The sequence below is a fragment of the Kitasatospora gansuensis genome (assembly GCF_014203705.1).
GTDB lineage: Bacteria > Actinomycetota > Actinomycetes > Streptomycetales > Streptomycetaceae > Kitasatospora > Kitasatospora gansuensis.
The window spans coordinates 934,295-946,707 of sequence record NZ_JACHJR010000001.1; the positions used below are offsets into that span (position 1 = coordinate 934,295).

Genomic DNA, 12,413 nt, shown 5'->3' on the forward strand with positions numbered 1-12,413 from the left:
TCCTTCGGTCAGTCCGGTCAGTGCTTGCCGGACGGACGGCCCTTGGTACGGGACCGACTGACCGGCTGGTTGCGGGTACCGACGATACCCGTCTCGTCGTCGTCGGCCTCCTCGCCCTCGGCCGGCTCCGCCTCGCCCGAGGCGGCGCGCTCGGCCTCGGCCTTGGCGTCCGCCGCCCGGCGGGCCGCGACCTTCTTGGCCAGCGTCTTCATCTCCGGCTGCATCTCCTTGAGCTGCGCGTACAGCGGGGTGGCCACGCAGATCGAGGAGTACGCACCGGCCGCGAGGCCGATGAACAGGGCGAGCGAGATGTCGTTCAGGGTGCCCGCGCCGAGCAGACCGCCACCGATGAAGAGCAGGGCGGCGACCGGCAGCAGCGCCACCACGGTGGTGTTGATCGAGCGCACCAGGGTCTGGTTGAGGCCCGCGTTCGCGGCCTCGCTGAAGGTGCGCTTGTTCTGCCGGGTGATGCCCTTGGCGTTCTCCTTCACGGTGTCGAAGACGACCACCGTGTCGTAGAGCGAGTAGCCGAGGATGGTCAGGAAGCCGATCACGGTACCCGGGGTGACCTCGAAGCCGACCAGGGCGTAGACGCCGATGGTGATCAGGAGGTCGTGGATCAGCGCCACCAGGGCGGCGATCGCCATCCGCCACTCGAAGGCGATGGCCAGGTAGATGGTGACCAGCACCATGAAGATCACCAGGCCGAGCAGCGCCTTCTTGGAGATCTCCTCACCCCAGCTGGGGCCGACCACCTGGGCGTTGATCTCGTTCGCCGTGACGTTCAGGTCCTTGGAGAGCTCGGCGATGAAGGTGGCCGCCGGGAGCTGCTCCTCGGCGCTCACCTGGATCTTGATCGCGCCCTTGTCGGTGGACTGCACCAGCGCGCTGGTGTCCTTGAGGATGGTGTCCGCCGCGCCCTTGGCCTGGGAGACCGTCAGGCCGGGCTTGTTGATGGTGTAGACCGAGCCGCCCTCGAACTCGATACCGAGCTTGAGGCCGAGCGCCAGACCGAGCGCGGCGACCAGCACGATGACGGCGGAGAGGCTGTACCAGAGCTTGCGCCGGCCGACGAAGTCGAAGCTGACCTCGCCCTGGTAGAGACGGTGGCCGAGGTTGCTGAAGCGTGACATCGCGTCAGACCTCCTTCGCGGCGGAGGCGGAGGTGCGGCGACGACCGCGCACCGGAGGACGGGCACCGAGGCGCTTCGGGTCCAGGCCGGACCACTTGTGGCCGTCGGCGAAGAACTTCGTGCGCGCCAGCAGGGTGATCAGCGGCTTGGTGAAGAGGAAGATCACCACGACGTCGAGCGCGGTGGTCAGGCCGAGGGTGAAGGCGAAGCCCTGCACCTTGCCGACCGAGACCAGGTAGAGCACGGCGGCGCAGAGGAACGAGACGAAGTCCGAGACCAGGATGGTGCGCCGGGCCCGGGGCCAGGCGCGCTGGACGGCCGGGCGCAGCGGGGCGCCCTCGCGGACTTCGTCGCGGATCCGCTCGAAGTACACGATGAAGGAGTCCGCGGTGATACCGATCGCGACGATCGCACCGCAGACGGCCGGCAGGTTCAGCGCGAAGCCGATGCCGGCGCCGAGCAGCGACATGATCGCGTAGGTCAGCGCGGCGGAGACCACCAGACCCGCGATCGACACCAGGCCGAGGCCGCGGTAGTAGACCAGCGAGTAGAGCACCACCAGGATCATGCCGATCCCACCGGCCACCAGGCCGGCCTTCAGCTGGTCGCCACCGAGCTGCGGGGAGACCGTGGTGACGTCGCTCATCTCGAAGGTGAGCGGCAGCGCGCCGAAGCTCAGCACGTTGGCCAGGGCCTTGGCCTCGGTCTGGGTGAAGCTGCCGGAGATGACCGCGTTGCCACCGGTGATCGACTGGCTGACGTACGGGTGGGAGACCACCTTGCCGTCGAGCACGATGGCGAACTGGTTGGCCGGGCTGGCCTGGGTGGCGAGCTGACCGGTGGTGGCGGCGAACGCCTTGGAGCCGGTGTCGTCGAACTTCAGCTGGACCTGCCAGCCGGCACCCTGCTGGGTGTCGAACGAGGCGATCGCCTTGTCGATGTCCTTGCCCTCTACGGCGACCGGGCCGAGCGCGAACTTGTACCAGACCTTCTGGTCGGCGTCGAAGCTGCAGGCGACCGTGTTCTTGGCCGGGTCGGTCTGGTAGTCGAGCCGCTGCGCCTGGACCGAGCAGTCCAGCTTGGCGAAGTCCGCCTGCAGCTCCGGCGGCACGGTGCCCTGGGTGAGCGCGGCCGACATGTCGGCGGCGCTCGGGGCGGACGGCGCGGTGGAGGGGGTGGCGGCCGCGCTGGGCGAGGCGGTCGGGTCCGCCTTCAGCCCGTCGGTGACGGCCCGGCCGGCCTTGGTCGCGCTGGGCGAGCTGCTCGGCGGGACCGGAGCGGCCGAGGAACCGGCGCTCGGGCTGGCCGAGGGGGTCGCGCCGGCGCTCGGCGAGGCCGTCGGCGCGGTGGGCAGGGCACCGGTGGGCGCGAGCGCCAGCACCGGGCGGAAGTAGAGCTTCGCGGTCTGACCGATGTCCTTGATCGCCTGCTCATTGTCGCCATCCTTGTTGGGGATGTTGACGATGATGGTGTTGGACCCCTGCGTCTGGACCTCGGCCTCGGAGACGCCGAACGCGTTCACTCGCTTGGTCAGGATGTTGACCGCGGTGTCCATGTTGGTCTTGTTGATCGCGGAGGGGTTGTCCGACTTGGCGGTCAGCGTGATGCTGGTGCCGCCCGCGAGGTCGATCCCGAGACGCGGCGTCTTGTGGCCCGTCCCGAACATGAGGGCGACCAGACCGACGGTGATCACCAGGATGAAGGCCAGTGCCCGCCCCGGGTAACCGTCGCGCGGGCGCGACTTGGGTGATGCCACCTTGCTCGTTTCTCCCTGTCCATGGCGCCGGTCACCGGACCCCTGTCCGGTAGGTGGCGGATAGGGGGAAGGTGGCCTGACGGCCCGTGAGGTCCTTTGAACGCGCGGACGGTTGCCGCGCGGCCGAGGGTGTGCCCGACCGTACTACTTGCTCTTCGGAGCCTCGTCGTCGGTACCGTCGATGTCCGACTCGTCCTTCTTGTCGAGGCTGAGCGGCTTCTCGTCGGCCTCGTCGACGCTCTCCGTCGGCTCGTCCTCGATCGGACGGCCGTTGATGATCGCGTCGTACTCCTCCCGCTCCAGCACCGCGGCGATCGCACCCTTGGTGAAGTGCACGACGGTGCCCGGGGCCACCTCCAGCTCGACGGTCTCCTCGTTCACCGACTTCACCAGGGCGTACATGCCGCCGATGGTGCGGACGCCCGCACCGGGCTCGAGCGCGGAGCGCATCTCCTTGGCCTGGTCCTGACGCTTCTTGTTGGACCGGAACATCATGAAGAGCAGGAGCAGCGGCACCAGAAGGATGATGAGGTTAGACACAGCAGCCAGAGTCCTTACGGGCCACCGAACGGGCGGCCTGTGGTAAACGGTCGGCCCCATCAGGTCGAGAGGGGCGGTCCGGCGGAGTCTAAGCGACCCGCTCTGATCGGACAACGCCAAGCATGTCATCCTGCCGCCGTTGGTGGCGACCTTCGGGCCTGCACAGTTTTCTCACCACCCGTGGCCGAAACCGGTCCGGCCGACGGAGAGTCAGCTGCTCGCGCCGCCGAACAGATCCGGCTGGCCGGGCACCGCGCCCCGCGGCGACTGCGGCGGCGGCACCATCCCGAGGTGCTGCCAGGCGGCCGCGGTCGCGATCCGGCCGCGCGGCGTCCGGGCCAGCAGACCCTCCCGGACCAGGAAGGGCTCGGCCACCTCCTCCACCGTCTCGGCCTCCTCGCCCACCGCCACGGCCAGCGTGGACAGGCCGACCGGGCCGCCGCCGAACAGCCGGAGCAGCGCGTCCAGCACCGCCCGGTCGAGGCGGTCCAGACCACGGGCGTCCACCTCGTAGACGGCCAGCGCCTGGGCGGCGATCTCCCGGTCCACCACGCCGTCGTGCCTGACCTGGGCGTAGTCCCTGACCCGGCGCAGCAGCCGGTTGGCGATCCGGGGCGTGCCGCGCGAGCGACCGGCGATCTCGGCGGCGCCGGCCGGGTCGATCTGGACGTCCAGCAGAGCGGCCGAGCGGTGCACCACCCGCTCCAGCTCGCTGGGCGCGTAGAACTCCATGTGGCCGGTGAAGCCGAAGCGGTCACGCAGCGGGGGCGGCAGCAGCCCGGCCCTGGTGGTCGCGCCGACCAGGGTGAACGGGGGCAGCTCGAGCGGGATCGCGGTGGCGCCGGGTCCCTTGCCGACGATCACGTCGACCCGGAAGTCCTCCATCGCCAGGTAGAGCATCTCCTCGGCCGGGCGGGACATCCGGTGGATCTCGTCCAGGAACAGCACCTCGCCCTCGGTCAGCGAGGAGAGGATCGCCGCCAGGTCACCGGCGTGCTGGATCGCCGGGCCCGAGGTGATCCGGAGCGGGGCGCCCAGCTCGGCCGCGATGATCATCGACAGGGTGGTCTTGCCCAACCCGGGCGGGCCGCTGAGCAGCACGTGGTCCGGGGTGGCGCCGCGCTTGCGGGCGGCCTGCAGCACCAGCGAGAGCTGCTCGCGGACCCGCTCCTGCCCGATGAACTCGTCCAGCAGCTTGGGCCGCAGGGCCGCCTCGACCGCCTGGTCCTCGCCGTCGGCCGCCGCAGCCAGCACCTGATCGGCACGCAGGCGGTCGGCGGGGTCGGAGTCGTACGGGCTCATCGGGCGGGCTCCTGAAAGTCCATCAGCGGGTGCGGTTGAGGGTGCGCAGCGCGGCCTTCAGAAGGGCGCCGACGTCGGTGCGGCTCTGCGCCTCGGCCTCGGGCGTGACGGCGGTGACCGCCTCGTCGGCCTCGCGCGGAGCGTAGCCGAGACCGACCAGGGCGGCGTGCAGCTGCTCGCTCCAGGGGGCCGGACCTGCGGCGATCGGCTTCTGGGCGGGGACGCTGCCGTGCGGGGCGCCGAGCTTGTCCTTGTACTCGAGCAGCAGCTTCTGCGCGAGCTTGGGGCCGATCCGGGGGACGGCGGTGAGCGACTTGGCGTCGCCCTGGGCGACGATCCGGCGCAGCTCGTCGGGGGTGAAGGTGGCCAGCATGCCGAGCGCCATGGTGGCGGCCACCCCGCTGGCGGTGAGCAGCACGTCGAAGGTGGCCCGCTCGTCCTCGTCGGCGAAGCCGTACAGGGTGAGCGAATCCTCCTTGACGATCAGCGCGGTGGTGAGGCGGGTGGGCTCGCCGATCCGCAGTGCAGCCAGCGTGCGCGGGGTGCACTTCACCAGCATGCCGACGCCGCCGACCTCGACCACGGCACTGCCGGGGGTGATGGCGGCGACCGGGCCCTGGACGAAGGCGATCATCGGCGGTACTCCCTGGTCCGTGGATTGCTCGCGACGGCGGCGGCGATCCGGTTGTGCGCCGCGCCGCGCCAGATGTGACAGATCGCCAGCGCCAGCGCGTCGGCGGCGTCGGCGGGCTTGGGCGGCTCGGCCAGCCGCAGCAGCCTGGTCACCATCGCGGTGACCTGGGCCTTGTCGGCCCGGCCTGAGCCGGTGACGGCGGCCTTGACCTCGCTCGGGGTGTGCAGGGTGACCGGGATGCCGCGCCGGGTGGCGCAGAGCATCGCGACCGCGCTGGCCTGCGCGGTGCCCATCACGGTGCTGACGTTGTGCTGGGCGAACACCCGCTCCACCGCGACGAGTTCGGGCCGGTGGGTGTCGAGCCACTGCTCCAGGCCCTGCTCGATCAGCAGCAGCCGCTGCCCGATCTCCGCCTCGGCCGGCGTCCGGATCACGCCGACCCCGAGCATGGTGAGCGGCCGGCCGGGCGAACCCTCCACCACGCCGACACCGCACCTGGTCAGCCCAGGGTCAACTCCCAGCACCCGCACCTGTGAACCCATCTCTGTCGTCCGACCTGCGAAGGCTACCGCCCGGGTCGGACAACCGGACGAACGACACCGGCCCGGCGGTCCGCGGAGGACCACCGGGCCGGGGAGGCACCGGACTTACTCGGCGTCGAGCTGCGCACCGACCTCGTCGCTGATGTCGAAGTTGGCGAAGACGTTCTGCACGTCGTCGCTGTCCTCCAGCGCGTCGATCAGCTTGAAGATCTTGCGGGCGCCGTCGACGTCCAGCGGGACCTGCAGGTCCGCCACGAAGTTGGCGTCGGCCGAGTCGTAGTCGATCCCGGCGTCCACCAGCGCGGTGCGGACGGCGACCATGTCGGTGGCCGCGCTGATCACCTCGAAGGAGTCACCGAGGTCGTTGACCTCCTCGGCGCCGACCTCCAGGACGACCTCGAAGACCTTGTCCTCGTCGACCCCGTCCGCCTTCGGGACGATGATGACGCCCTTCCGGTTGAAGAGGTACGAGACCGAACCCGGGTCGGCCATGTTGCCGCCGTTGCGGGTCATCGCGACCCGGACGTCGGAGGCCGCGCGGTTGCGGTTGTCGGTGAGGCACTCGATCAGGACCGCCACGCCGTTGGGGCCGTAGCCCTCGTACATGATGGTCGAGTAGTCGGCCCCGCCCGCCTCGGCACCGTCGCCGCGCTTGACGGCGCGGTTGATGTTGTCGATCGGCACCGAGCTCTTCTTCGCCTTCTGGATGGCGTCGTAGAGCGTCGGGTTGCCGGCCGGGTCGGAGCCGCCGGTGCGGGCCGCCACCTCGATGTTCTTGATCATCTTGGCGAAGAGCTTGCCGCGCTTGGCGTCGATCGCGGCCTTCTTGTGCTTGGTGGTAGCCCATTTAGAGTGGCCGGACATCACCAGCTCCTTTTCGTCGCCAAAGGGAAATGAACAGAAGGGATCTTACCGGTGCCGTGGGCCGCCTCAGCGACCGGCACTCTCGACCATGCGTACGAAGTACTCGTGCACCCGGTGGTCACCGGTCAGCTCGGGGTGGAACGAGGTGGCCAGCAGGTTGCCCTGACGGACCGCCACGATCCGGCTGTCCGGGCCGTCGGCCGCGGGCAGCTCGGCCAGCACCTGGACACCGGCGCCGACCTCCTCGACCCAGGGGGCCCGGATGAAGACGCCGTGCACCGGCTCCTCGCCGAGGCCGTCGAAGGCGATGCCGGACTCGAAGGACTCGTTCTGCCGGCCGAACGCGTTCCGACGGACCGTCATGTCGATGCCGCCGACCGTCTCCTGGTCGTCCCGGCCGTCCAGGATCTTGTCCGCCAACATGATCATGCCCGCGCAGGTGCCGTAGACCGGCATACCGGCCCTGACCCGCGCACGGATCGGGTCCATCAGGCCGAACAGCAGCGCCAGCTTCGACATCGTGGTGGACTCCCCGCCGGGGATCACCAGCGCGTCGACGTCGGCCAGCTCCTCGGGCCGCCGCACCTCGCGGGCGATCGCGTCGGCCGCGGCCAGCGCGATCAGGTGCTCACGGACGTCGCCCTGCAGGGCCAGGACGCCGATGACGGGGGTGCTCACGGTCACTACCTCTTCACGTTGTTACGTCGGACGTGCGGCGGCCCGCCGCGCGATCAAGGCTGCGCGGCGGGCCGACCGGAAGAACTACCAGCCGCGGTTGGCGTACCGCTCGCTCTCGGGGAGGGTGTCGCAGTTGATGCCGACCATGGCCTCGCCCAGGTTGCGGGACGCGTCCGCGATGATCTTCGGGTCGTCGTAGAAGGTGGTGGCCTTCACGATGGCGGCGGCGCGCTTGGCCGGGTCGCCCGACTTGAAGATGCCGGAGCCGACGAAGACACCCTCGGCACCGAGCTGACGCATCAGCGCGGCGTCGGCCGGGGTGGCCACACCACCGGCGGAGAACAGCACCACCGGGAGCTTGCCGAGCTCGGCGACCTCCTTGACCAGCTCGTACGGAGCGCGCAGCTCCTTCGCCGCCGCGTACAGCTCGTTGTTGTCGTAGCCGCGCAGGCGGGCGATCTCGTTCTTGATCTGGCGCAGGTGGCGGACGGCCTCGACCACGTTGCCGGTGCCGGCCTCGCCCTTGGAGCGGATCATGGCCGCACCCTCGGCGATCCGGCGCAGCGCCTCACCGAGGTTGGTGGCGCCGCAGACGAACGGGGTGGTGAAGGCGAACTTGTCCGAGTGGTTGACCTCGTCGGCCGGGGTCAGCACCTCGGACTCGTCGATGTAGTCGACGCCGAGCGACTGCAGGACCTGGGCCTCGACGAAGTGGCCGATCCGGGACTTGGCCATGACCGGGATGGAGACCGCGGCGATGATCTCCTCGATCATGTTCGGGTCGGACATCCGGGCCACGCCGCCGTCCTTGCGGATGTCGGCGGGCACCCGCTCCAGGGCCATGACGGCCACGGCACCGGCGTCCTCGGCGATCTTCGCCTGCTCGGCGTTGACCACGTCCATGATCACACCGCCCTTGAGCTGCTCGGCCATTCCGCGCTTCACGCGGGCGGTGCCGATCTGCGGCTGGTCAGCGGTGATGGGGGTGGTGGACACGTGAGACCTCACTCGAAGATGAACCAGTGCTATCGCCCTATCGTAGGCCCGAACCCGACGCGGACCACGCACCATCCGGGCCAGAAGGGCCTGCGGGTTACGACAAAGAGGCTGAACAACCACCGATTTCACTCGAAATGGGGTTTCGCCCCCTCAGGCGGGAGAACCCTGCGGGGTGAGCGCGAGCGGCGGCTCGTCGTCCATCTCGAACGCCAGCGGGAACGGCGCCCGCCCGGCCAGCCGGAAGTACCGCACCAGCCGGTGCTCCCGCACCGCCCGGGCCGCCCGCACCGCGTCGTTGTGGAACCGCCGCGCCATCGGCACCCGCCGGACCGCGGCGGTCAGCTCCTTCAGCATCTCCTCGCCGCCCGGCACCGCGGCCAGCGCCGCCACCTGCTCCGGCGGCGCGAACACCGCGCGCAGCGCCAGGCTCAGCTCGCTCTCCGCCACCTCCCGGTGGTCGTCCTCCGCCTCACGGGCGGCATGTGACGCCTCGTAGAGCAGGATCGAGGTGGCCGGGTCCAGCTGCGAGGAGGTGGCCAGCTCCAGCGCCACGGCCGAGCGCCGCACCAACTGCGCGTCCAGCGACGCCTTCGCCGCGTCGATCCGGGCGTGCAGCCGGTCGAGCCGTCCCGCCGTCCAGCTGAGGTACACGGCGAACAGCGCGACCGCTGCCGCGGCCCAGATCCAGGTAGTCACGGAGCGGTACGCTACCGCGCCGCGAGGTGCCCGAAGCGATACGTGGCCCGGTCCAGCTCGGTGACCTCGACCCCGTACGCCAGCGGCACCGTCACATACCGCTCCAGCAGCGCCAGCGTCCGCCGGGTCAGCTCGGCCCGCTGCTCGGGGCTCCGCCCCGCCAGGATCTTGATCTCCACCAGCACGAACACCTCACCCGACGCCCCGTCACCGAGCACGTACTCCCCGGCCGGCCGGAACACCGACTTGCAGGCCGCCACCTCGGTGTCGATCACCTCGGCGATCACCGGATGCAGCTCCTTGGCGAAGCCCTCCCGATCGAAGTCGAGCTCAGCCGAATAGTCGACAAGTATCTGCGGCATGCCATCCTCCAGTAAGCAACTACGGACCCAGGGGCTCGGGGCTCTGCTGATGTGCGGCTCCGCCGCGTGGGCGACGCCGACCTCCTGCAAGGTGATCCGTGCGTAGGTGGTCAGGCACTTTGCATTTCTAGTCCCGGGCGAGACCGAGCCGCTCCCGCCAGCCGCCCCGGACGTCCTCGGCGACCGGCGGCATGCCGTCCGTCACCGTCTCGTACACCGACAGGATCTCCGCCCCCACGGTGGACCAGTCGAACCTGCGGACGTGCCGCGACGCGGCCTCCCGCAGCTCGGTCAGCCGCTTGGGGTCGGCCAGCAGCCGGACCGCCGCCTCGGCCAGCGCCCCGGCGTCCTCGACCGGGAACAGTTCCCCCGCGTCGCCGCCGTCCAGCACCTGCTTGAACGCGTCCAGGTCGCTGGCCAGCACCGGTGCGCCCGCCGACATCGCCTCGACCAGGATGATGCCGAAGCTCTCGCCGCCGGTGTTCGGCGCCACGTACAGGTCGACGCTGCGCAGCAGCCGGGCCTTCTCCTGGTCGGTCACCATGCCGAGGAACTCGATCTGCGCCCGCACCTCGGGAGCGAGGTCGGCCACCGCCTCCTCCTCGTCGCCCTTGCCCGCGACCAGCAGCCGCACACCGGGCCGGGCGGCCAGGATCTTGGGCAGCGCCGCGAGCAGCGTGGGCAGCCCCTTGCGCGGCTCGTTGATCCGGCCGATGAAGCCGATCGTGCCGGGCCCGCCGTCGGCCGCGCCGCCCTGCCAGCGCTCGTCCGGCTCGGCGTCCGCGAAGAACCGGACGTCCACCCCGTTCGGGATCACCACCGCGTCGCCGCCCAGGTGCTCGACCAGGGTGCGGCGGGCGTACTCGCTGACCGCGATCCGGGCGCTTATCTTCTCCAGGCCCGGCTGCAGGATCGGCGAGGCCGCGATCATCGCCCGCGAGCGCGGGTTGGAGGTGTGGAAGGTGGCGACCATCGGCCCGGAGGCCGACCAGGCGGCCAGTATCGACAGGCTCGGCGAGGACGGCTCGTGCACGTGCAGGATGTCGAACTGACCGTCACTCAGCCAGCGCCTGACCCGGGCCGCCGACAGGATGCCGAAGCTCAGCCGGGCCACCGAGCCGTTGTACGGCACGGCCACCGCGCGCCCCGCCGAGACCACGTACGGCGGCAGCGCCGACTCGTCCTCGGCCGGGGCCAGCACCGAGACCTGGTGCCCGAGGGCGATCAGGTGCTCGGCCAGGTCGCGGATGTGGAACTGCACCCCACCGGGCACGTCCCAGTCGTACGGGCAGACGATGCCGATCTTCATCGGGTCCCCTCCAGGTCGGCCAGCCAGAACCGCTGCAGCATGTGCCAGTCCTCGGGGTGCTCGCGAATGCCCTCGGCCCAGATGTCGGCCATCGCCTGGGTCATCGCGGAGGTCTGTTCCTTCTGGTCGCCCTCGGCCGGCGGCAGCACCTCGGGGTGGATCAGCGCGCGCATCACCGGGCCGTCGTACCAGAGGGTGACCGGGAGCAGCGCGGCCCCGGTGCGCAGCGCGAGCGCGGCCGGACCGGCCGGCATCCTGGTCCGCTCGCCGAAGAAGTCCACCGGCAGACCGGCCTCGGAGAGGTCGCGGTCCCCCACCAGGCAGACCAGCCCGCCCGCCCGCAGCCGGCGGGCCAGCGTGCCGATCACCGACCCCTGCCCCCCCGTCAGCGGCAGCACCTCCATGCCCAGGCTCTCCCGGTACGCCACGAACCGGTCGAACAGCGACTCCGGCTTCAGCCGCTCGGCGACCGTGGTGAACCGGTGCCCCTTCGCCCCGGCCACCCAGGCCCCGGCCAGGTCCCAGTTGCCCATGTGCGGCAGCGCTATGACGACGCCCCGGCCGTTGCCGAGCGCCTCCTCCAGCGGCTCGATGCCCTTGACCTGGCACTGCTCGGCCAGCTGGGCGGTGCTCAGGGTCTGCAGCCGGAAGGACTCCTTCCAGTACCGCAGGTAGGACCGCATCCCGGCCCTGGACAGCTCGCGCAGCCCGGCCTCGTCCAGCTCGGGGCGGACCCGGCGCAGATTGGCCTCCAGCCGGAGCACGCCCTTGCCCCGACGGCGCCAGGTGTGGTCCGCGAGCTGGTTGAACAGGCCGCGCGCCACCGGCTCGGGCAGGTGCTTGAGCGCCGCCCAGCCCAGCGCGTACGCGCCGTCGATCATCCGGTCCTTCACGCCGCCGCCTCGGCTTCCCGGGACTCCCGGCGCACCGTCAGCATCCGCTGCCCGACCGTCACCAGACTCCCCACCGCGACCAGCCAGAGCGCCACCGGCAGCAGCCACTCCACGTACGGCACCCCGAACCCGTGCAGCCCGGCCACCCCGGCCGCGACCAGCGTCAGCACCAGCCGCTCGGCCCGCTCGACCAGCCCGGAGACGTCCACCGGGAAGCCCAGGCTCTCGCCCCGCGCCTTGGTGTACGAGACCACCTGGCCGCTGGCCAGGCAGCAGATCGCCACCGCGCAGAGCAGCTCGTTGTCGCCCTGACCCGCGTACCAGAGCGCCAGGCCACCGAAGATCGCCGCGTCGGCGACCCGGTCCAGCGTCGAGTCCAGGAAGGCACCCCACCGGCTGGACGTACCGGCCTGGCGGGCCATGTTGCCGTCCACCAGGTCGGAGAAGATGAACAGGGTGATCGTGATGGTGCCCCAGAAGAACTCCCCGCGGGGGAAGAACACCAGCGCACCCGCGACCGACCCGGCCGTCCCGATCAGCGTCACCGCGTCCGGACTCACACCCCAGCGAAGGAGCAGCGCGGCGAACGGCGTCAGGACACGTGTGAAGAAGGCACGTGCGTACTTGTTGAGCATGGCCTTCCGGACCGCCCCGATCTCACGGAACCCGCCCCCACCCAGCGGGCGGCGGGCGGCCGAGCGGATC

At 70.7% G+C, this 12,413-nt stretch carries 14 protein-coding genes; all 14 read right to left on the bottom strand.

All coding sequences use genetic code 11. The annotated features are described in order from the left end of the window. Nucleotides 1–17 precede the first annotated feature (17 nt). A complete protein-coding gene (secF, locus tag F4556_RS04295) occupies nucleotides 18–1,133 on the bottom strand; it encodes a protein translocase subunit SecF (protein WP_184911737.1) in 1,116 nt (371 codons plus the stop codon). A 4-nt stretch (nucleotides 1,134–1,137) separates the two neighbouring features. Continuing rightward, nucleotides 1,138–2,889 (bottom strand): protein translocase subunit SecD, encoded by a 1,752-nt coding sequence (secD, locus tag F4556_RS04300; RefSeq protein WP_376775653.1) that lies wholly within the window; start codon nucleotides 2,887–2,889, stop codon nucleotides 1,138–1,140. Between the two features lie 144 nt (nucleotides 2,890–3,033). Continuing rightward, a complete protein-coding gene (gene yajC, locus F4556_RS04305) occupies nucleotides 3,034–3,429 on the bottom strand; it encodes a preprotein translocase subunit YajC (RefSeq protein ID WP_313068143.1) in 396 nt (131 codons plus the stop codon). A gap of 210 nt (nucleotides 3,430–3,639) precedes the next feature. Beyond that, nucleotides 3,640–4,731: a Holliday junction branch migration DNA helicase RuvB gene (ruvB, locus tag F4556_RS04310; RefSeq protein ID WP_184911740.1), complete on the bottom strand. Its 1,092-nt coding sequence runs from the start codon at nucleotides 4,729–4,731 to the stop codon at nucleotides 3,640–3,642. Between the two features lie 22 nt (nucleotides 4,732–4,753). After that, entirely contained in the window at nucleotides 4,754–5,365 is a 612-nt protein-coding gene (ruvA, locus tag F4556_RS04315; protein WP_184911742.1) for a Holliday junction branch migration protein RuvA, read from the bottom strand. Next, on the bottom strand, nucleotides 5,362–5,895 hold the full coding sequence (ruvC, locus tag F4556_RS04320) for a crossover junction endodeoxyribonuclease RuvC (protein ID WP_184924263.1): 534 nt from the start codon (nucleotides 5,893–5,895) through the stop codon (nucleotides 5,362–5,364). Before ruvC ends, ruvA begins: the two co-directional genes overlap by 4 nt. A 117-nt stretch (nucleotides 5,896–6,012) precedes the next feature. Beyond that, nucleotides 6,013–6,771 carry a YebC/PmpR family DNA-binding transcriptional regulator gene (locus F4556_RS04325; protein WP_184911745.1) on the bottom strand — a complete coding sequence of 253 codons (759 nt, stop codon included), beginning with the start codon at nucleotides 6,769–6,771 and terminating at the stop codon, nucleotides 6,013–6,015. A 66-nt stretch (nucleotides 6,772–6,837) separates the two neighbouring features. Then, nucleotides 6,838–7,449: a pyridoxal 5'-phosphate synthase glutaminase subunit PdxT gene (gene pdxT / locus F4556_RS04330; protein ID WP_184911747.1), complete on the bottom strand. Its 612-nt coding sequence runs from the start codon at nucleotides 7,447–7,449 to the stop codon at nucleotides 6,838–6,840. Nucleotides 7,450–7,533: 84 nt separating this feature from the next. Beyond that, nucleotides 7,534–8,445 (bottom strand): pyridoxal 5'-phosphate synthase lyase subunit PdxS, encoded by a 912-nt coding sequence (gene pdxS, locus F4556_RS04335; protein ID WP_184911749.1) that lies wholly within the window; start codon nucleotides 8,443–8,445, stop codon nucleotides 7,534–7,536. Between the two features lie 153 nt (nucleotides 8,446–8,598). Further along, nucleotides 8,599–9,144, bottom strand: coding sequence for a hypothetical protein (locus F4556_RS04340; RefSeq protein ID WP_184911752.1), 546 nt, complete (start codon nucleotides 9,142–9,144; stop codon nucleotides 8,599–8,601). Nucleotides 9,145–9,155: 11 nt separating this feature from the next. Beyond that, nucleotides 9,156–9,506: a 5-carboxymethyl-2-hydroxymuconate Delta-isomerase gene (locus F4556_RS04345; RefSeq protein ID WP_184911753.1), complete on the bottom strand. Its 351-nt coding sequence runs from the start codon at nucleotides 9,504–9,506 to the stop codon at nucleotides 9,156–9,158. Between the two features lie 127 nt (nucleotides 9,507–9,633). Next, complete coding sequence (locus F4556_RS04350) at nucleotides 9,634–10,815, bottom strand: glycosyltransferase family 4 protein (RefSeq protein WP_184911756.1); 1,182 nt, start codon at nucleotides 10,813–10,815, stop codon at nucleotides 9,634–9,636. Beyond that, entirely contained in the window at nucleotides 10,812–11,696 is an 885-nt protein-coding gene (locus tag F4556_RS04355; protein WP_184924265.1) for a phosphatidylinositol mannoside acyltransferase, read from the bottom strand. Before F4556_RS04355 ends, F4556_RS04350 begins: the two co-directional genes overlap by 4 nt. Before the next feature lie 8 nt (nucleotides 11,697–11,704). Beyond that, nucleotides 11,705–12,343: a phosphatidylinositol phosphate synthase gene (gene pgsA / locus F4556_RS04360; protein WP_184924267.1), complete on the bottom strand. Its 639-nt coding sequence runs from the start codon at nucleotides 12,341–12,343 to the stop codon at nucleotides 11,705–11,707. Nucleotides 12,344–12,413: the final 70 nt, after the last annotated feature.